The sequence below is a fragment of the Aeromonas sp. 6P genome (genome assembly GCF_051919525.1).
Taxonomy (GTDB): Bacteria; Pseudomonadota; Gammaproteobacteria; order Enterobacterales; family Aeromonadaceae; genus Aeromonas; species Aeromonas veronii.
Map to the genome: position 1 here is coordinate 2,917,451 of NZ_JBQBEO010000002.1, position 20,207 is coordinate 2,937,657.

The 20,207-nt window shown below is 59.8% G+C and carries 18 protein-coding genes and 1 tRNA gene; 8 read left to right on the forward strand and 11 right to left on the reverse strand.

Annotation, left to right across the window (positions count from 1 at the left end; genetic code table 11):
• Positions 1–64: 64 nt before the first annotated feature.
• Together ACTG2J_RS13480 and ycfP are read right to left on the reverse strand one after the other, a co-directional pair.
• A complete protein-coding gene (locus ACTG2J_RS13480; RefSeq protein ID WP_019445491.1) occupies positions 65–1,357 on the reverse strand; it encodes an NAD(P)/FAD-dependent oxidoreductase in 1,293 nt (430 codons plus the stop codon).
• A 74-nt stretch (positions 1,358–1,431) separates the two neighbouring features.
• On the reverse strand, positions 1,432–1,971 hold the full coding sequence (ycfP, locus tag ACTG2J_RS13485) for an alpha/beta hydrolase YcfP (protein ID WP_005334000.1): 540 nt from the start codon (positions 1,969–1,971) through the stop codon (positions 1,432–1,434).
• 505 nt (positions 1,972–2,476) lie between these two features.
• On the opposite strand from ycfP, the gene ACTG2J_RS13490 reads away from it, so the two are divergent.
• On the forward strand, positions 2,477–3,883 hold the full coding sequence (locus ACTG2J_RS13490; protein WP_439997597.1) for a nucleobase:cation symporter-2 family protein: 1,407 nt from the start codon (positions 2,477–2,479) through the stop codon (positions 3,881–3,883).
• A 63-nt stretch (positions 3,884–3,946) separates the two neighbouring features.
• On the opposite strand, the gene ACTG2J_RS13495 is transcribed toward ACTG2J_RS13490, so the two are convergent.
• The 3 genes from ACTG2J_RS13495 to ACTG2J_RS13505 form a co-directional block, all read right to left on the reverse strand.
• The gene (locus ACTG2J_RS13495) at positions 3,947–5,743 is read right to left on the reverse strand and encodes a M3 family oligoendopeptidase (RefSeq protein WP_439997598.1); all 1,797 of its coding nucleotides are present in this window, start codon (positions 5,741–5,743) and stop codon (positions 3,947–3,949) included.
• A gap of 122 nt (positions 5,744–5,865) precedes the next feature.
• Positions 5,866–6,786, reverse strand: a complete 921-nt coding sequence (locus ACTG2J_RS13500) for a DUF808 domain-containing protein (RefSeq protein ID WP_042053196.1) — start codon at positions 6,784–6,786, stop codon at positions 5,866–5,868.
• 1 nt (position 6,787) lies between these two features.
• Entirely contained in the window at positions 6,788–6,928 is a 141-nt protein-coding gene (locus tag ACTG2J_RS13505; RefSeq protein WP_021231002.1) for a hypothetical protein, read from the reverse strand.
• A 250-nt stretch (positions 6,929–7,178) separates the two neighbouring features.
• Here ACTG2J_RS13505 and ACTG2J_RS13510 point away from each other — a divergent pair, with 250 nt between their 5' ends.
• Positions 7,179–7,781 (forward strand): DUF924 family protein, encoded by a 603-nt coding sequence (locus ACTG2J_RS13510; protein WP_439997599.1) that lies wholly within the window; start codon positions 7,179–7,181, stop codon positions 7,779–7,781.
• A 68-nt stretch (positions 7,782–7,849) separates the two neighbouring features.
• Here the strand turns inward: ACTG2J_RS13510 and ACTG2J_RS13515 are convergent, their stop codons facing one another.
• The 5 genes from ACTG2J_RS13515 to ACTG2J_RS13535 all read right to left on the reverse strand — a co-directional run bounded on the left by ACTG2J_RS13515 (position 7,850) and on the right by ACTG2J_RS13535 (position 13,217).
• Entirely contained in the window at positions 7,850–9,469 is a 1,620-nt protein-coding gene (locus ACTG2J_RS13515) for a methyl-accepting chemotaxis protein (RefSeq protein ID WP_005334016.1), read from the reverse strand.
• Positions 9,470–9,573: 104 nt separating this feature from the next.
• The gene (locus ACTG2J_RS13520) at positions 9,574–10,833 is read right to left on the reverse strand and encodes a dicarboxylate/amino acid:cation symporter (RefSeq protein ID WP_439997600.1); all 1,260 of its coding nucleotides are present in this window, start codon (positions 10,831–10,833) and stop codon (positions 9,574–9,576) included.
• A 204-nt stretch (positions 10,834–11,037) separates the two neighbouring features.
• Positions 11,038–11,469 (reverse strand): CC0125/CC1285 family lipoprotein, encoded by a 432-nt coding sequence (locus ACTG2J_RS13525; protein WP_439997918.1) that lies wholly within the window; start codon positions 11,467–11,469, stop codon positions 11,038–11,040.
• 215 nt (positions 11,470–11,684) lie between these two features.
• Positions 11,685–11,761 (reverse strand) — tRNA-Pro (locus ACTG2J_RS13530).
• Positions 11,762–11,873: 112 nt separating this feature from the next.
• Complete coding sequence (locus ACTG2J_RS13535; protein ID WP_139731895.1) at positions 11,874–13,217, reverse strand: dihydroorotase; 1,344 nt, start codon at positions 13,215–13,217, stop codon at positions 11,874–11,876.
• A gap of 80 nt (positions 13,218–13,297) precedes the next feature.
• On the opposite strand from ACTG2J_RS13535, the gene ACTG2J_RS13540 reads away from it, so the two are divergent.
• A complete protein-coding gene (locus tag ACTG2J_RS13540; RefSeq protein WP_236354169.1) occupies positions 13,298–14,173 on the forward strand; it encodes a 6-pyruvoyl trahydropterin synthase family protein in 876 nt (291 codons plus the stop codon).
• Between the two features lie 71 nt (positions 14,174–14,244).
• Here ACTG2J_RS13540 and ACTG2J_RS13545 read toward each other — a convergent pair whose 3' ends face one another.
• A complete protein-coding gene (locus ACTG2J_RS13545; protein ID WP_113739223.1) occupies positions 14,245–16,257 on the reverse strand; it encodes a methyl-accepting chemotaxis protein in 2,013 nt (670 codons plus the stop codon).
• A gap of 252 nt (positions 16,258–16,509) precedes the next feature.
• Between ACTG2J_RS13545 and hinT the strand changes: the two genes are divergently transcribed.
• From hinT to ACTG2J_RS13570, 5 genes are all read left to right on the forward strand, one after another.
• Positions 16,510–16,860: a purine nucleoside phosphoramidase gene (gene hinT, locus ACTG2J_RS13550; RefSeq protein ID WP_113739222.1), complete on the forward strand. Its 351-nt coding sequence runs from the start codon at positions 16,510–16,512 to the stop codon at positions 16,858–16,860.
• A complete protein-coding gene (locus ACTG2J_RS13555) occupies positions 16,860–18,296 on the forward strand; it encodes a COG3014 family protein (RefSeq protein ID WP_439997601.1) in 1,437 nt (478 codons plus the stop codon). The genes hinT and ACTG2J_RS13555 overlap by 1 nt, the downstream gene beginning before the upstream one ends.
• 83 nt (positions 18,297–18,379) lie before the next feature.
• Positions 18,380–18,775, forward strand: coding sequence for a YcfL family protein (locus ACTG2J_RS13560; RefSeq protein ID WP_076492143.1), 396 nt, complete (start codon positions 18,380–18,382; stop codon positions 18,773–18,775).
• Entirely contained in the window at positions 18,775–19,371 is a 597-nt protein-coding gene (gene lpoB / locus ACTG2J_RS13565) for a penicillin-binding protein activator LpoB (RefSeq protein WP_005334041.1), read from the forward strand. Before ACTG2J_RS13560 ends, lpoB begins: the two co-directional genes overlap by 1 nt.
• 10 nt (positions 19,372–19,381) lie before the next feature.
• Positions 19,382–20,206 (forward strand): phosphotransferase, encoded by an 825-nt coding sequence (locus ACTG2J_RS13570; protein WP_237672026.1) that lies wholly within the window; start codon positions 19,382–19,384, stop codon positions 20,204–20,206.
• Position 20,207: the final 1 nt, after the last annotated feature.

The following is a 20,207-nucleotide window of genomic DNA, read 5'->3' on the forward strand; positions in this document are numbered from 1 at the left end:
GCCCATAAAAAAGGAGAGGCCATCGCCTCTCCTTTTGGTATTCAGAATTGTGGCAAATCCCGGCTTAGTGCAGCTTCAGGGTCGGGCGCAGTACCCGGTTGATGCGACCCACCAGCATGATGAGGCCGGTCTTGACGTAGCCGTGCAGGGCGATCTGGTGCATCCGGTAGAGGGAGATGTAGACCAGACGGGCAATGTAGCCCTCCACCATCATGGAGCCGCGCATCAGGTTGCCCATCAGGCTGCCCACGGTGGAGAAGCGGCTGAGGGAGACCAGCGAACCGTGGTCGTGGTAGAGGTAGGGCTTCATCTCGCCGCCGTTCATCTTGGCCAGGATGTTCTTGAACGCCTGGCTGGCCATCTGGTGGGCAGACTGGGCACGCGGCGGCACGAACTTGCCATCCGGCTGCGGGCAGGCGGCGCAGTCACCGATAACGAAGATGTTCTCATCACGGGTAGTCTGCAGGGTCTCTTTCACCACCAGCTGGTTGATGCGGTTGGTCTCAAGACCCGCGATATCCTTCATGAAGTCAGGTGCCTTGATACCGGCCGCCCACACCATCAGGTCGGCTTCAATCAGCTCGCCATCCTTGGTGTGCAGGCCGTCGCTGGTCGCTTCGGTGATCATGGTGGCGGTACGCACGTCCACACCCAGCTTAACCAGCTCCTGATGGGCTGCGCCACTGATGCGCTCCGGCAGAGCTGGCAGAATGCGCGGACCCGCTTCCACCAGGGTCACCTTCAGGCTATCGGTGGTGAGGTTCTTGAAGCCGTAGGCGTAGAGCTGCTCGACCGCGTTGTAGAGCTCGGCAGAGAGCTCGACGCCGGTGGCGCCGCCGCCGACGATGGCAATCTTCACCTTGTCGCCCGGCTTATATTCGGTGGCGAACTGCAGGAAGCGGTTCATCATGCTGTTGTGGAAGCGGTGCGCCTGGGAGGGGCTATCGAGGAAAATACAGTGATCCTTGATGCCCTTGGTGTTGAAGTCGTTGGAGACAGAACCGATGGCCATCACCAGATAGTCGTAGGGCAGTTCGCGCTCGTTGACCACGATGTCGCCATTGTCGTCGTGGATCGGGGCCAGCACGATGCGTTTATCGTCACGCTTGATGTCGGTCAGGGTGCCGAGCTGGAAGTCGAAACCGTGGTTCTTGGCGTGAGACTGGTAGCTCAGGGCATCGATGCCCGCGTCCATGGAGCCGGTGGCCACTTCGTGCAGCAGGGGTTTCCACAGGTGGGTGCGGTTGCGATCGACCAGAGTGATCTTGGCCTTGTTCTTCTTGCCAAGCTTGCGACCCAGACTGGTGGCCAGCTCCAGGCCACCGGCGCCGCCGCCTACAACGACAATATTCATCATGATGATTTTCCTCGGTTCCTCAAAACGAAAGGGAGCCATTGGCTCCCTAAAACGAAATCGGTCGACGTGATGGATCAGGCTTCTTTGAAGGCCTTCATCCGCTGCAGATGATGCGAGATATTTTTGAACTTATGAGTCTCGCGCTCATCCCACACGATGTCGTAATAGTTCTTCAATTCACGTTCAGTGTCCCGATTATCGCGCACTTCATCCTGAACGGAAAGGATACACAGGCAGTTTCCTGAATTTTTCTTACGAAATTCAGTTACACACTTGGTGCCGATATCGTCATATTCTTCCGGCCGGTCGATCTTGCCCTGCATGTTCTCTTCCGGATGGAGGTTGGGGTTGAAGATCACCTGGCGAATGCCGCACAGAAAGCCGATCCGCTCGCTCCAGTAGCCACCAAGACCCACGCCGCAGATCAGCGGTTTGGGATCGGTACTCATATCGAGCTGTTTTTTCACTTCCTTGAGCAGATGGCTCATATCATGACGGGGGTGAACCGTGCTGTAGTGCACGAAACGCACATCATCATCAATAAACTGCAACTGCAGCACTTTCTCGTGATTGCCTGGGCTGGTGGCATCAAAGCCATGCAGATAGATGATCATGGATAAGACCTCAGGATCTGTGTCGGTTTTATCGAAACTACCCCAGCGGCGGCCCCGTGCGCCACCAAAACATCCAACTTTCTTGCTTTGGATCACGCCCCCGCCCCCGATTGCGCCCTGCGGCCCGCGAGCGCCGTCACATGCAGAGGGGGGCATTGCGAGCAACGTTATGGTGCCCGGCTATCAAAGTGAGATCACCAGACCAATAATGATAAACCCCTTACCAATCTGAGATGCCCCCACCTCCTTCCCCTGCCAGCAGCCGGACACTTATCTGGCCGGTATGTGACTCATCCCGCAAAAACAAGGCGTTATCGCCAAACGTTTTCGCTCGTGAGCGGCGTTGTGCATGTTTTGTGCACTGACCCGTGCTGCACCGGATCCCTCTCACTACTGCCGAGGGATCTGGCACCTCTGTCAATACACGAGATCAATGACCGGGAAAGCTGCGGCTTTCACTATCTTGCCTGTAGCAGTTGCGCGGGCTTCAAGGAGTGATCTGTTCATGAACGAGACCAATCCCCCCTCCCCCCGACCGGGTGCGCGCAAGCGCCCGGTGGATGAAGTGGAGCGCATGCTCCCCATGGGCCAACTCTTTACCCTGGGCCTGCAACATGTGCTGGTGATGTACGCCGGCGCCGTGGCGGTGCCACTGGTGATTGGCGGCAGTCTGGGGCTGCCCAAGGATCAAATCTCCTACCTTATCAGTTCGGATCTCTTCTGCTGCGGCATCGTCACCCTGCTGCAATGTGTCGGGATTGGCCGCTTTGCCGGGATCCGGCTGCCGGTCATCATGTCGGTCACCTTTGCCGCCGTGATGCCGATGCTGGCCATCGGAGCCAACCCGGATCTGGGGCTGACGGGCATCTTCGGCGCCACCATCGCCGCCGGTATCATCTCGACCTTGCTGGTGCCGCTGATAGGTCGGCTGATGCCGCTCTTCCCCACCGTAGTGACCGGGGTGGTTATCACCTCCATCGGGATCAGCATCATGCAGGTGGGGATCGACTGGATGGCAGGGGGCAAGGGCAATCCGGAATATGGCAGCCTGCGCTATATCGGCACCAGCTTTCTGGTGCTCGTCTTTATCCTGCTTGTGACCCGCTTCACCAAGGGCTTTTTCAGCAATATCTCGGTGCTGCTCGGGATCATCTTCGGTTTCGTGGTGGCCATCGCCATAGGCGAAGTGAGCCTCGATGGCCTCGGCGAGGCAGCCTGGTTTGCCCCCATAGTGCCCTTCGCCTTCGGCTGGCCCACCTTCGATCCCATCTCCATCGCCACCCTGACGGTGATCATGCTCATCACCTTTATCGAATCCATGGGGATGTTTCTGGCCCTTGGCGACATCGTCGGCCATCCGGCCAGGCGCGGTGATATCGTGCGCGGGCTGCGGGTGGATGGCATCGGCACCATTATTGGTGGGATATTCAACAGCTTCCCCCACACCTCCTTCTCCCAGAATATCGGTCTGGTGAGCGTGACCGGGGTATCGAGTCGCTGGGTCTGCGTGATGTCGGGGGGGATCCTGCTCGCCTTTGGCCTCATCCCCAAGATGTCGGTGCTGGTCGCCTCCATCCCGCCCTTCGTGCTGGGGGGCGCCGGTATCGTGATGTTCGGCATGGTGCTGGCCACCGGCATTCGCATCCTGGCGCGCACCGATTACAACAGCAACCGTCACAACCTCTATATCGTCGCCATCAGTCTCGGAATTGGCATGATCCCGACGGTCTCCGGGAATTTTTTCCAGCAGCTTCCGGCGCAGCTACAACCGCTTTTTCATAGCGGTATCCTGCTGGCCACCATCAGTTCGGTGCTGCTCAACCTCTTCTTCAACGGCTATCAGCCGGATCTGACTCACCAGACCCGTCCTCTGTTCGTTGGTCCCATCAAACCGCAGCAAGAGCAGGCATAACAAACAGGCCCCCGGACAGCGAGACTGTCCGGGGGCCTGTTGTTCATATCACCGCTGACCCAATCAGGCAGGCAACTGCGCGAAGCGCTCTACCGCCTGCGCTACTTGTGCCAGACTCCCCTGCCAGAAGGCGGCCTCACGGATATCCTGCCCCAGATGCTTGGCTACCAGCTCTTCGGCGCTCATGCGGCCGGTATCGCGCAACAAGGCGCGATACGCCTCGGCCACGCCCTCTTCCCCCGCCGCCTTGCGGCTCATCAACTGCTGATAGACCCCGAGGCTGAACAGATAACCGAACAGATAGGGGTAGTTGTAAAAGCCAAACCCGGCGATGGAGAAGTGCGCCTTGGCCGCCCAGAACATGGGGTGATAGCGGGTCAGGCTCCCCTCATACCAGCGTCCCCACGCCTCGTCGGTCAACGCTTTGAGTCGCTCTGCGGATACATAACCCTGCGCCCGCTCGGCCACCAAGGCCTGCTCGAAATCGAAGCGAGCCGGGATATTGACCAGGAAGGTGGCCGCACCGTCGGCTTCGGCCCAGGCGATCGCCAACTGCTCTTCGGGACTTTCTGCCTGCTCGAACAGGGCGCTGCGCACCAGAGTCTCGGCAAAGATGGAGGCCGTTTCGGCCAGCGTCATGGGATAGCTGCGCTGGCTCATCGGCAGATCGCGAATGACCCAGTTGTGCCAGGCGTGGCCCAGCTCATGGGCCAGAGTGATGACGTTATCCATGGTGCCGGCATAGGTAACGAAGACCCGCGGTTCGACCGGTTCGGCAAACTTGGTGCAGTAGGCGCCGGTGCGGCGATTTGGCGTGGGCGCCGCATCAATCCACCCCTTCTCGGCCATCATGCGGGCAAATGCCCCCATCTCGGGATCGAATCGGCTAAAGGCATCGGCAATCAACTCGATCGCCTCATCAAAAGGAATGTCACGGCTGCTGGAAGCTGGCGGCGGCGCAAAGAGATCCTCCGGCCCCAAATCGTCGAGACCAAGGCGCTCGGCCATCAGCTCCAGCGCCCGCTGGCCCAACCCACGGGCTCGCCAGGTTTCGCTCATCAGGGCATCGAGGGTGGCTCGCTCGATATGACTCTGGTGGCAGGAGAGATCCAGCGCATCGAGCACACGGGTTTTACCGCGCTGACGGGCCAGTTCCAGCCGCCAGCCGTTGAGGGCATTGAGGATAGCGGCAACCGTCTCCTGCTCCCCTTCCCAACCGGCGCTGATGGCATCAAAGGCTTCTAAACGCAGCGCACGTATCGGGCTGGAGAGCAGATTGCTCGCCTCGGCCAGCCCCATCTCGCGGCCATCAATGGTTAAACGGATCTTGCCCACCAGATCGTTGTAGAGGTTGCCCCAGGCGTGCAGACCATCGGTGCCCAGACCGATCACCAGCTGCTCCGCCGCCACCGGCAAGCGCTGATCCTGCAAACGACGCTCGTGGCGCAGGCGGTACGCCTCCTCGCCGAGCAGCGGATCCGCCATCAGCGCGGCGAATTTCTCTTCCGGTAACGCCAGCATCAGATCTTCCACCGGCGCCAGCGTCTTGAACAGATCGGCATTAAGGGCGCGGGCACGGGACGCCAGCTGTTTGGCCTGCGGATCCCGCGCATCCTGACTGCCGCGGCAGGCGGCCAGAATGGCGACGTTCCAGCCGATATGGCGAATATCATGGGCGCGCAGCCGCACTTCCCGCAAAAAATCCAGCAGCGCAGCGTCATCGTCGCGCCCCCCGTCCAGACCTGCCATATAGCTGGCCAGCTCTTCCAGCGCGTGGCGGGCGGCGCGCATGTCCGCTTCCAGCTCGGTGCTGTCGAGGCCCGGGTAGATATGGTCGTTATTCCACTGTTGTTGATACATAACTTCTCGCAAAGGCCTTTATCGGGAGGCGCAACAGACCTGCGGGCAGCAAGTCCGAAACCGGGCAACCCGAAGGCCAAAAAATGAAGAGAGGAAAAAGAGAACATAGCCCGCAAGCTCGCTTATCCCTTGGCCGGGGCAAGACGGCTCACCAGCGTCATCACGGCAACCAGCAGCAGACCCGCCACCACACCGGCCACGGCGTTGAGCAGAGTCGGCGTCACCGCCGCCAGTACGGCCCCTACTGTGGGCAGGGTGGCAACGACAGCGGCTGCGCCTTCAATCAGGTGATGGGCAAAGGGCCAGCCATGCACCAAAATGCCGCCGCCCACCATAAACATGGCGATGGTGCCGACCAGTGCCAGCAGGTGCATCAGACGGGGCGCCGTCACCAACAATCCCTGCCCCACCGCGCGGCGCAGGGCGCTGCCATCAGGCTTTTGCAGCAGATGCAGACCGATGTCATCGAGCTTGACGATCAGCCCCACCAACCCGTAGACCCCGATGGTCATCAGCAGGGCGATGCCCGCCACTACCGAGAGCTGCAGCGCGAGGCTTGCTCCCTGTACCGTGCCAAGGGCGATGACGATGATCTCGGCAGAGAGAATAAAATCGGTGCGGATCGCCCCTTTTACCTTCTGCTGCTCGAAGGCTACCAGATCATCGGGAATGGGGGCTGTATGTGCCTCACCCTCGCTCACTTCATGGGGCAGGAACTTGTGGGCCAGCTTCTCGGCCCCCTCAAAGCAGAGGTAGGCGCCTCCCAGCATCAAGAGTGGCGTGATAAGCCAGGGCACCAGGGCACTGATGGCGATGGCGGCGGGCACCAGAATCAGCTTGTTGCGAAATGACCCCTTGGCCACCGCCCACACCACCGGCAACTCCCGCTCGGCGCGCACCCCGGAGACCTGCTCCGCGTTGAGGGCCAGATCATCACCCAACACCCCGGCGGTCTTCTTGGCCGCCATCTTGGTCATCAGCGCCACGTCATCAAGCACGCTGGCGATATCATCGAGCAGGGCCAACAAACTGGTTCCAGCCATATCAAAGATCCCTTATATCAGTGAGAAACGTCTTCCCGAAAAATGTCTCGCGCTTGTTCACCACGACCTTGGTCATCAGCGCCACGTCATCAAGCACGCTGGCGATATCGTCGAGCAGGGCCAACAAACTGGTTCCGGCCATATCAAAGATTCCTTATATCAGTGAGAACAACCCCGGGAGAGAGGTGTACGTCCCGATAACCACCAAGGTCAACAGGACCACCTCATGGCGATCGCAGGCCATCATCGGCCGAGCCAAGAATCCGGTGCTCACCATCGGGGGTTACGTCTTTCGGGCAAAAGATGGCACAGTGTAACGAGAAGCCGCCGTTTCGGCAGCACCCCTGAGCCATTTGTTCCTGGTTCCCTCTGAATCACCTCAAGGAGTTCCCATGCAACCCTGGCAACCTCTGCTCGCTCTCTGGTTTGGCGACGAAGCCGATGACGTTCTGCGGGCCACACGGCAAGCCCCCCTCTGGTGGGGGAAAAGCAGCGAAACGGATGCCCTGCTGGCCAAGCAATTTGGCGCGCAGGCAGAGGCGGCAGCCAAGGGCAGCCTCGCCCACTGGGCCGATGCTCCCAGCGGTCGGCTGGCGCTGATCCTACTGCTCGACCAGCTGCCCCGCAATATCCATCGCGGCACGCCTGCGGCCTTTGCCCAGGATCCGCTGGCAAGGGATCTCTGCCTGAAAGGGCTATCCATCGGGGCGGACAAATCCCTCTCGCCACTGGAGCGGGTCTTCTTCTATCTGCCGCTGGAGCATGCCGAATCCCGCGAACAACAAGCCAGAAGTGTGGCCCTGTTCGAGGCACTGGCTGCCGAGCAGGCTGGCACACCGGCACAAGCGACCTTCGCAGGATTTGCCGACTTTGCCCGCCGCCATCAGGTGATCATCGAACGCTTTGGCCGCTTCCCCCACCGCAACGACATTCTGGGTCGCACCAGCACACCGGAAGAGGCGGCATTTTTGCAGCAACCGGGCTCAGGCTTCTAAGCAAGCCATATAAAAAAATCCCCGCCAGCTGGCTGGCGGGGATAGCGGATGGATAACAACCGTCGGCGTTACTGAATGCGATAGCGGGATATCTGCTGGTGGATGCTCTCGGTGGTGACATTGAGCTCCTCGGCGGCGGCTGAGGTCTCTTCCGCTGTGCTGCTGGTCTGCTGCACGACCTGAGCAATCTGCTCCACCTGATGAGCGATCGACTCGGCGGCAGAGCTCTGCTCGCGGATGGCATTGGTGATCTCGCCCACCTGCTCCATCACCCGGTGCGACGCACTGCGGATCTCGGCAATAATGGCGCCACTTTCTGTCGCCATGGTGACCCCCTGACTCACCTTCTCCTCCACCAGATGCATGCGGGAGACCGTATTGTTCGACTCCTGCTGGATCGCCTCTACAGTGGCGGAGATCTCCTGAGTGGATTGGGCTGTGCGCTCAGCCAGTTTGCGCACCTCATCCGCCACCACCGCAAAGCCACGGCCGGACTCCCCGGCCCTCGCCGCTTCAATGGCCGCGTTCAAGGCCAGCAAATTGGTCTGCCCCGCGACATCACGGATCACGTTGACCACACCGCCAATACGCGAAATGCCCTCACCCAGCGCAATGACCTCGGCCGAGGCCTGCCGGATCGAGTCGGCGATCTCGTTGATGGCATGAACAGTGCGCTCGATGGTCCGGCCCCCCTCGGTCGCCAGTTGCCCTGACTCATTGGTGATGCGGCTCGTCTCCTGAGTACGCTGGGAGATATCTGTGATGCTGACCGTCATCTCTTCCACACCGGCGGCTATCAGACTGGTGGCATCATTGGCCTGATTAGCCGAGCTGGCCAGGTGCTGCGCTGCCTGAGAGAGGGATTCGGCGGTGCTCTTGATCTGCAAGCTGCCTACGGAAAATTCGGTAAATGTCTGTTGCAGCGTATCGAGCAGCCGGTTGACCGCATTGAGGGTCAGGCCAATCTCATCCTGCTGTTTCACATCTGCTCTCAGGGTAAAGTTGAGGTCACGCTGGATCCGGGTCAGGGTATCCATGGCGGTGCGAAGGGGATTGGCCACCTGATTGAACAACCAGACAAACAGCCCCATCGTCAGTACGGTGGCACCACCGGCGATAAACAACAGGGTTTGCAGGCTGTTGTCATAATTCTCCTGGCCCTGCTTCTTGAGCGCCAGTCCCAAATCCATATTGAAGTTGACGTGAAGCTCGATTGCCTTGGCAAACTGCTGGAACACTCTGGTGGCCTCTCCTGCCAACATGTCTCGCGCTTCATCGTTTTTGTTTTGTCTGGAGAGCTGCAGAACCTTGTCTATCTCCTGATAATATTGCGCAATAATGCGCTGATCATCGTCGGTCAGCCGTCGGTCTTCGTCATTGGAGAGCATCTCTGCTTTATATTTCTCCAGTTGCGAATTGATCTGTTTGCGATGCTCGGCAATATCGGCTTCTATCTGCTGCATCTTGCCATCATCGGTATTGAGAATGTGACTTTGCACTCGGGAGTGCAGCTCATAAAACGCAGCCTGCACCTCCTTGATCAGCGCAATACTGGGCACCGTATTGTCCGTCACATAGCTCAAATCTCGATTGCCAGCCCCAAGGCGGTTGATACTGAACCAGCTGAGGAAAACAAGCGCCAGCATAACCAGCAGCGCTATCAGTTGAAGCCGACGAGCAATGTTCATAACCGTACACTCCAGATGAAAACTATCTAGCAGTGTAGACGAGCCATAAACAACAACGGCCCGCATTGGCGGGCCGTTGTTGTTTATTTTTCATGGCGTTGTGATCAGGCTTTGGCTGGCTCACTCTCGCCCAGCGCGACGGTTTCACCCAGACAGTCTTCGGTCTTGGCAACCACACTGGCGGCGATGGCGTTGCCCAGCACGTTGGTGGCTGAGCGGCCCATGTCGAGGAAGTGGTCGATCCCCAGCAGCAGCAGAATGCCCGCTTCCGGAATATGGAACTGGTTCAGGGTGGCGGCAATCACCACCAGAGAGGCGCGCGGTACACCGGCCATCCCCTTGGAGGTGACCATCAGCAGCAACAGCATGGTGATCTGCTGGGCCATGGAGAGCTCGATGCCATACGCCTGGGCGATGAACATCACCGCGAAGGTGCAGTACATCATGGAGCCGTCGAGGTTAAAGGAGTAACCCATCGGCAGCACGAAGCTGGCGATGCGCTTGTCACAACCGAACTTCTCCAGACGATCCAGGGTCTTCGGATAGGCCGCTTCGGAGCTGGCGGTCGAGAAGGCGAGCAGGATGGGCTCGCGGATCATCGCCAGCAGCTTGATGACGCGACCACGCAGGAAGACGCTGCCCATGGCGATCAGCAGCAGCCAGAGGCAGGCCAGTGCGATATAGAACTGGGCCATAAAGCTGCCGTAAGTGACCAGAATACCCAGCCCCTCTTTGGCCACCATGGCGGCGATGGCGCCAAATACCGCGAACGGTGCAAAGTTCATCACATAACCGGTCACTTTCAGCATGATCTCGGCAGCGCTGGCCATCAGCACCACCACCGGCTTGGCCAGATCGCCGAGCGCGGCGGCAGCCAGACCGAAGAAGAGGGAGAAGACCACGATCTGCAGGATCTCGTTGGTGGCCATCGCCTCGACCACGCTCTTGGGGATGGCGTGGGTCACAAAATCTTTCAGGGTAATGGCACCGGCAGCAATACCCGAGCTGGCGGTGTCATTGGGCAGGGAGAGCGAAAGACCCACACCCGGCTGCATCAGGGTCACCATCACCAGACCCAGGCTCAGGGACATCAGGGAGGCCAGCATAAACCAGCCGAGGGTCTTAGCACCGATACGCCCCACGGTGCGGGTGTCGCCCATCTTGGCGATACCGACCACCAGGGTGGTGAAGACCAGGGGAGCGATGATCATCTTGATCAGGCGCAGGAAGATATCGGTCAGGATCGTGATGTTATTGGCGAAATCCGCAGCCTGATCTGCGGCAAACATCCGATAGCCCTGGCCGGTGAGGATGCCAAACATCATGGAGATGAGGATGGCGACCGTCAGTTTATTCATTTTCATGGGGGAGTCCCGGTTTTGATTGGTGCAAGCCGTAAACAGTGGCGTGGGAGCCACTACAGTCCGTTTTTGTGATCCGAGCCGTTGATTCCTGGCGGCTGGTATGCTGGGAGAATGCCTAAAAGCAGGGGGTAAATCTAGAGGCTTTATCCAGAATTTTATCCTGCCATTAGGTGTATGTGATATGGATCTTGCAAACAACCAATATTAATCACTGTTTATTTTGATTTCGGCGAGATATTTCGCATTCAGAGTTCGCTCATCGAGTGCCCGTGGCAACAGGCGAAAAGTGAGCAGCGCCGAAATGGTATGCTGCACCTGCATCTGGGCCATAAAGAGATCAGGTTCATCTTCGTCAAAGTCGAAGATCGGCCGTGATGGGGTCACCCTGACGGCATCGCGGTTAATGGTCAGCTCATCGACCTTGAGCCAGGGGTAACCCTCTGCCAGTGCCAGCTCCCCTGCCCGCTTGAGCACATATTTGCGGGCGGTCTCCCTGTCCACCAGATCGTTGCCGACAAACTCCAGTTGCCACTTGTCCGGGCCAAGCCGGGTCTGGGAGAAACCGGTCTGGCCGTTCCAGAATGACTTTTCACTCTCGTAAGGGGTGGCGCAGCCCACCAGCAGCAGGGTGAGCATCAGCAGACAACAGGGTTTAGATACGGATGCAGACACGAGAGACCTCGCCAGGCAATGAGCAACAGAATCGTTACTACACCATAAAGCGCGGTGGCTGCACAATCTGCTCACGCCAACAACGACCAGCGTGCATCACCACTGGCTTCGCGTCTGTGCGGCAAATCGCAGGCAAAAGAAAAGGCCTTGTCGTTTGACAAGGCCTTTTCCGGGGAATTTGGTCGGTGTGAGAGGATTCGAACCTCCGACCCTCTACACCCCATGCAGATGCGCTACCTGGCTGCGCTACACACCGACGGAGTCAGCTCGGCTGACGGGGGCAGAGTTTATGGAGATGACCCTGCCCTGTCAACAGGGAAACGCCGCCAATTCCTCGGCCACGGTGCGTTCGCCTGCTTTGCGAACAATCAGCGGTTAAAGGTCAGCCGCTTGCCCAGGATCTGGTCAGTCACCTGCCCGTTTTGCCAGGCGATCTGGCCATTCACCAACGTCATCTCCACCGTGCTGTGGAAGCGGTAGCCGTTGAAGGGCGACCAGCCACAGTGGTAGAGGATGTTGTCATCGTTGACCACATAGGGCTTGCCCAGATCCAGCAGCACCAAATCGGCGAAATACCCCTCGCGGATATAACCGCGATCCTGCACCTGGAAGCGCTCGGCCACCGCATGGGAGGTCTTCTTGACGATAGTCTCCAGGGTAAACACGCCGTTGTGGTAGAGCTCCAGCAGCGCCTGCAAAGAGTGCTGCACCAGCGGCACACCAGACGGCGCCTTGAAGTAGCTGTTCTGCTTCTCTTCCCAGGTGTGGGGAGCGTGGTCGGTGGCGATGATGTCGAGCACGTCGTTACGTACCGCATCCAGCAGTGCCTGCTGGTCGGCGGCACTCTTCACCGCAGGGTTGCACTTGATCAGGCTGCCCTGGGTCTCGTAATCGGCATCATTGAAGAAGAGGTGGTGCACACACACCTCGGCGGTGATGTTCTTGTCCTTCAGCTCGCTCAGGTCGTGGCTGGCGGTAAACAGCGACAGCTCCTTGGCCGAGGTCAGATGCAGCACATGCAGCTTGGCACCGTATTTTTTCGCCAGCGCCACCGCCATGCTGGAGGATTTGTAGCACGCGTCGTCGCTGCGAATGCGGCCGTGCTCGCCCATCGGCACATTCTCGCCCCACTTGGCCCGCGCCGCCTCTTCCGCCTTGGCGATGGTCGGGGTGTCTTCGCAGTGGGTGACGATCATCACCGGACTTTCGCGGAAGATGGCCGCCAGGGTCTCCTGATTGTCCACCAGCATGTTGCCAGTCGAGGAGCCCATAAACACCTTGACCCCGCAGGACTGCTTGGGGTCGAGACGCTTGATCTCTTCAAGGTTGTCGTTGGTAGCGCCGAGATAGAAGCTGTAGTTGGCGACGGAGGAGTTGGCGGCGATCTGGTATTTGGCTTCGAGGGCGTCGAGGGTGGTGGTCTGGGGATTGACGTTGGGCATTTCCATGAAACTGGTGGTGCCACCGGCGACGGCGGCGCGGGATTCGCTGGCGATAGTCCCCTTGTGGGTCAATCCCGGCTCCCGGAAGTGGACCTGATCATCGATCATTCCGGGGATAAGATGGCGACCTGCGGCATCGATCACCAGCGCATCGGGCGCCTCGATATCCGGGGCGATGCGGGCAATCCGTTCCCCCTCGATCAACACATCGGAGGCATAGATGCGGCCTTCGTTGACCAGGGTGGCATTCTTGATAAGCAGTTTGTTCATGGGGGGTTCCAGTTCCTTTGCCGATAATCGCGGGTCATAATAGCGCAAAACTGCCCTTTCTCTGTAGCAAGGCCTGACTGATGAAGTTATTTGTAAGAGATTTGACCGTGATCGACTCCAGCTACCTGTGCGAACGCCGCGGCATGGTGGGCGAGAGCTGGCTGGTAGATATCGAAATGAGCGGTGAGCTCAACGAAATGAGCATGCTGCTGGACTTTGGCCGGGTAAAGAAGCTGATCAAATCGATCATCGATGAAGAGGTGGACCACAAGCTGCTGGTGCCGACCGAGTGCCCGCTGATCCACGTCGAGACACTGGATGGTGACGAAAGCACAGTGGATCTGCTGCGCCCGGGTCGCTCCATCCATCTGCGCTGCCCATCCCAGGGCTTTGCCTTTATCCCTGCCCCGCAAGTTGATAAAGAGTCGGTGACCCGCTACCTGCTGGCGGTACTGGCCAAACGGCTGCCGGGCAATATCAAGGATCTCTCCCTGACTCTGCGTCAGGAGGCGATCACCGGTGCCTTCTACCACTACAGCCATGGCCTGAAAAAGCACGATGGCAACTGCCAGCGCATCGCCCACGGCCACCGCTCTCCCATCGAGATCCACGTCGATGGCGAGCGCGACCAGGAGCTTGAGCTTAACTGGGCCGAACGCTGGGGCGATATCTACCTCGGCACCGAGGAGGACAAGGTGGCGCTGACCGAGCTCGCTTTGAGCCCTCGCGCCAATGCCCAGCTTGGCGAGCATCACACCGGCTTCAAATATATGGCGCCGCAAGGGCTGTTCCAGCTGGCCATCCCCACCGCCGAGGTGGAGATGATCGACACCGACACCACGGTCGAGCTGCTGGCCTGCTACATCGCTCGCGAAGTGAAGAAGATGGTGGGCGACAAGTTCGTCAAGATTGTCGCTTATGAAGGGGTCGGCAAGGGCGCGATTGCCTACGCCTGATCCCCTTGTCGCTGCCGCAATAAAGAGAAGGCCCCGCATCTGCGGGGCCTTGTTGTTTCAACTCTCGACCATCAGGCGCTCAGGCGGAAGCGCTTGACCAGGCTCTCCTGCTGCTCGGCAAGGGAGTCCAGCTGCTGGCTGGTCTCGGCCACCCGCTCGATCCCCTGATAGTTGAGATCCGAGATATCGGAGATGCGGTTGAGGTTGGTGGCGATATCGGCGCTGGTGGCCTGCTGCTGCTCGGCGGCAGAAGCGATCTGGCTCGACATGTCGCTGATCAGCACCACAATCCCCTGCACTTCCTCCATGGCGTTGTTGGCATGAGAGCTCTGATCCACGCAGCTGTCCATCTCGCGAGAGCACTCCTGCATCACGGTCACTGCCTTGGCAACCCCCTGCTGCAGGTTCTCGATCATGGTCTGGATCTCGCTGGTGGACTGGGCGGTGCGGCCCGCCAGACTGCGCACCTCATCCGCCACCACCGCAAAACCGCGCCCCTGCTCGCCGGCCCGCGCCGCTTCGATGGCGGCGTTGAGGGCCAGCAGGTTGGTCTGCTCGGCGATGCCGCGAATGACATCGAGGATGTTGCCGATCTGGCTGCTCATGGCACTCACATCACCAATCACCTTGCCGGTCTGTTGCAGCTTGCCCGCCAGTTGATGAGTGGTGGTGATATTGCCTGCCATCACCTTGCGCCCCATCTCGGAGGCCTTCTCCACATCCTGCACCCGCTCCAGGGTCTGGTTGGCAGCCTGCGCCACCTCCCGCACCGAGGCCTCCATCTGGGTCATGGCGGCGGCGACCGAGGCGGTCTCCTGCCGCTGTTTCTCCAGATCCGCCCGCACTGATTCAGTGGTATAGCGGTTGCCGTGGGCGGCATCGTTAAGCTGGGCAGACGCTTGTGAAAGCTGTGCCAGCACCTCCCCCATCTGGGCAATCAGCAGGTTAATCTGGCTGCCCAGCTGGCCGAATTCGTTCTTGCTCTGAAAACCGATGCGCTGGGTCATGTCGCCCTGGGTTACTTCGGTCAGCACCCGCAGCAACTCCCTGAGCGGACGGCGAATCGCCTTGCCCAAGGTATAAGCCACCAGCATGGCGATCAGGATGGCGACTACGATGCTGGTTCCCTGGGTCAGGGTGCTCTGGCTCTGTGTGGCTTTGGCGTGCTGAATGCTTTGACTCATCAGCTGTTGACTCTGGCCGGTGATCAGCTCAAGCCGGTTCTGGATCTCGACGATGAGAGCGCTAGCCTGCTTGCTCTTCTCCCGCATCTGTTCCTGCTGCTTCATCAGCGCCAGATACTGGGAGAGCACGCCTTCGCTTGCGGTGGTGTCGCGCACGAAGCCGTGAACATAGTGGCCCATGTCGTTCTCGAAGTTCTTCAGCTCCCCCTGCAGATCCTTGATGGTGCTGTTGAACCCCTCGATCTGCATCTTGTTGCGCTTGAGCGCCCCTTCGATGGGAGCCGGAATGGTCTGGTTGAGGGCGTCCATGGTGGAGAGTTCGATGGCGGAGAGCTTGGTGGTCAGGGTCTCGGAGAGCATCTTGATAAAGCTGTCGTCGATGGTGACCATCATGTCACCCAGACTCTTCTTGAACTGGGGCAGACTGACCTGAAACTGCCCCTTGGCCAGATTGACCTTGTGCAGCCGGGTGAGCAGCGCCTCATGTTCGCCGGGCAGGGTATCGGTCAGTTGCAGGTAGCTGTCGACCTGCTGGCTGAGGCTGCTCATCTCCCCTTGCAGTTCGGGGTGGTGGGCCACCTGCTGGCGCAAGACGTCGAGGCTCTTGCCCACCGCAGCCTTGGCTTGTTTCAGTTCGGCCACTTCGGCCGGCAGCTGTTTGGGATCCTGCTCAGTGAGCACATCCCCCAGCCACTTGTTGGCGCTGAGCAGGGTGATCTGGGTCTGGCTGCTGGCAATCACCAGCGGCATAGACTGCTGGGTAACCTGCTCCAGTGCGTTCCCCAGGGTCTCCTGACTACGAAATGTGAGCAGTGAACTGGCCACCATCACGGCCACCAGGATCGCGAAGCCAAGGTAGACTCGCTGCAAGATGGAGAGATCCGACATTGTTTGTTTCATTATTGTCCCGCTGTATATGCAAAAGTCCCTTGCCTGAGTACCCCGTCCTTTTGATACCCTGCAGACCACCCTGAACAGGCGCTGCAGATGACGTCCCTCTGGCTATCGGTATTTTTAACAATAACTGAAGGGAATGGGACATCAGCTGTGTCAAATGTCGGCTTGTGTCACACTTGGCGTGCTGCTCGCCCCCCTTTCGGGAGCCGCTTGGGGTTCTAGTTCAATTTTCTGTTTCATATAAGGGAGTTAGCCATGGCGCAAGAAACCATTTTCAGCAAAATCATCCGTAAAGAGATCCCCGCCGACATCCTTTATCAAGACGATCTGGTCACCGCATTCCGGGATATCCAGCCCAAGGCCAAGACCCATATTCTGATCATCCCCAATGTGCTGATCCCCACCGTCAATGACGTGGAAGCCGAACATGAACTGGCCCTTGGCCGGATGTTCACCGTGGCCCGCAAGCTGGCCGCCGAGGCTGGCATCGCCGAAGATGGCTACCGCCTCATCATGAACTGCAACCGCCACGGCGGGCAGGAGGTCTACCACATCCACATGCATCTGGTCGGTGGCCAGCCGCTGGGACCGCTGCTCAACCTGTAATGAATCGCAACGCCTCAACCTGCCGCAGCGCCCTGTTGCTCTGCGGCGCCCTGCTGTTGCTGGGAGGCTGCGCCTCCCGCTGGCAGGATATGTTCGTCTCCTACTCCGATCAGATGGTGCCCCTGCGCAACCAGCTGCTGCTGGGTCATGCCGCCGAGGCGCTGCCCGAGGTGCGTGACTCCACTCTTGGGGATGACACCTTTGTGCTGGATCGGCTCGAACAGGGGCGCATTGCCTGGCTCGCCGGTCAGGATGCGGGCAGCAAGCAGGCGTTCACCGCCGCCGACAGCCGCCTTCAGTGGGAAGACAATCAGGCCGAATACCGGCTGAGCCACGGTCTGGATCAGGTGGGCAGTCTGCTCACCAACGATCAGTCGATGGCCTATCGTACTCCCGATTACGAACGCACCATGCTGCATCACTATCTGGCCCTCAACTATCTGCAACGGGGTGATGCCGATGGCGCCCTGGTGGAGGTGCGTCGGGCCAATCAGGTGCAGGAGCAGGCCCTGAAACGGCGAGCCGATGAGGTGCGCAAGGCGAAGGATGAGAGCGAAGAGGCCGAAGCAGAAGGCGAGATGCGCCAGCTGATGTCGCGCGGCGCACCGGATCTCGACCGGCTGATCGGCAAGGTCAAGAACGGTTTCCAGAACGCCTACACCTTCTACTTTTCCGCCGTGCTCTATGAGGCTGCGGGGGATCTCAACGACGCTTGGGTCGATTACCAGCGCGGCTACCAGATAGCGCCGGACAACCGCAGCCTGCAGGATGCCTTGCTGCGTCTGGCGGTGCTGCGCGGCGCACCGGACGAGATCCGCGCGACCGAGAAAAAGATAGGCCGCAAAGCGCTACCCCCCGCTAAAAATCAGGGCCAACTGGTGGTGCTGTTTGAAGATGGCCTGATCCCGGCGCGGCGCGAACTCTTCCTGCCGCTCCCCATCTCCACCTCCCGCGGCGATTTTCGCACCTTTACCGTCGCCATCCCCTATTACGATAATCGGGCCAGCGATACGGGGCCGCTCACGGTCACGCTCGGCAAGCGGGTCGAGCAGACCAGCGAGCTGGTCAGGCTAGAAGCACTGGCCGCCAAAGATCTGCAAGAGCGACTGCCCGGCATGCTGACCCGCCAGGCGCTGCGACTGGTGGCCAAGGAGCAGATGCGCCGCACCGCCGCCAAAGAGGGGGGGGATGTGGGCAATATTCTGGTGGGGATCTTCAACACCCTCTCCGAGCGGGCCGATACCCGCAGCTGGCTGACGCTGCCAGCTCAGGCATCGAGCTGGCAGGGGATGGTGCCGGCAGGTGACATCAATCTCACCCTGGGCGCGGGGGCAGCCCAGCGGCAATTGCCGCTCACCATCCACAAGGGACGCACCACCCTGGTCTGGGTACAGCGCCTCGGCGCCGGTCTGACCACCCGGGTGATGCCGCTCTGAGCCGATGACAAAGAGATATGAGCAAGACCATTAACGGGCAGCCCCTCAGTGCTGCCCCAATCCCTCCAATCAAGGAAAGCAAGATGAAAGCATACGGGTTGGCCCTCGGGCTCGCGCTGCTGACCGGCTGCGCCACCAACACCTCCGGCGTGGCGCTCTATGGCCCGGCGGGCGGTGCTCCCACGCTGGAGCAGCATCAAAACGTCAACGTCACCCTGACCGAGCTGAGCCGCCGCCAGCAAAATGGCCTGCTGCAGGTCAATGTGGCCGCCGCCAGCACCCAGCGCGGCGATAACAAGCTGCAATATATCTTCTATTGGTATGATGAGGCCGGTCAGGAGGTCGCCAGCGATGGCCGCGGCTGGACACCCATCAAACTGCATGGCTATCAGACCCGCACCCTCTCGGCCCTGGCGCCCAGCCCGGCGGCGCAAGGTTACCGGATTTACGTACGCGAAGTGATTGAGGAATCCTACTGATGAAAATGAATCATGCCCTGCTGATATTGACCTCTGCATTGCTCTTGGGCGGCTGCTCCAGCACCACCGTCAGCTATGGCGATCCCACTGAAACCGAAACCGTCACCGTCGATTACGGCTCAAGCGACCTGCAGGCCATCGCCGACAAGATGGCGGACTCCATGCTCGCCTCCCCTGCCACCAGCGAGATCACCGCAGGCGGTCGTCCGGTGATGTTTATGGACTCTATCCGCAACAAGACCTCCGAGCACATCGATACCGAAGCCATCACCGATACCATCCGCACCAAATTGCTGCGGGCCGGCAAGTTCCGCTTCGTCGACATGAGCAAGGTGGCCGCCGTCAAGCAGCAGCTCGAATACCAGCAGAGCAGCGGCATGGTGGATCCAGCCTCCATGGTGCGTCTGGGCAAGCAGACCGGTGCCCGCTACATGGTCTATGGCAATCTCGCCAGCATCGTCAAAGACAATGGCAAGGTGAAGGATGTCTACTACCAGATGACCATGAACCTGATGGATCTGCAAAACGGCGAACTGCTGTGGGCTGACCAGAAAGAGATCCGCAAACAGGCGAAGAAATCCACCTTTGGCTGGTAACAGGCTCCTGGTGACAGGCAACTGTGATCCGCTACTGGCCAGCCTACCCGCCCCCTGGCGGGAGGGGCTGCTGGAACCACTCGGGTTAGGTCTGACCAACTGCAACTATCGACTGCGCCTCCCCTCGGGGCGCAGTTACTTTTTGCGTCAGGGCCACTCCGACCCGGTGCGCCTTGGCATCGACCGTCCCACCGAGTGGCAGCTTTATCAGGGAGCGATGGCAGAAGGGTTGACGCTGCCTTGCCACTATGGCGATCCCGCCAGCGGTCTGATGCTGCTCGAATGGTGCGATGAGCCAAACTGGGTGCACGCGGCACCACCGGAAGCCGATCAGCCCCGTCTGCTGGCTGAGGTGCTGCGCAAGCTCCATCGCCTGCCGCTGCCTGCGGTAGTGATGGCGGTGCGAGCCCACGCGGCGGGCTATCGCGCCCGACTGGCCCGCATTCCCTCCTGGCTGCCCGCCCTGGAGCGGAGCTTGCTCGCCAGCAGTGAGCCAAATGATTGCTGGCGCCCTTGCCACCATGATCTCAATCCGGCTAACTTGTTGGGAAGCAAACCCTGGGTCATCGACTGGGAGTATGGCGCGGCAGGTCACCCCGGCTTTGAGCTCGCCAGCATCCAGCGCACCCATGAGTGGCCCGCCGAGCGGCGCGACGAGCTGGAAGCGCACTATCTGCAGGCCCTGCCGCGCCACCAGTGGCCCGATTTTCAGAGCGAGGCATTTTTACCCTGGGTCGACTATATCGGCCTGCTCTGGGCCCTGCTGATGGCAGAGCAGCAGCCCTCACTCGACTATGACACCCTGATCGCCATCAACCGGCAACGACTGGAGTAAC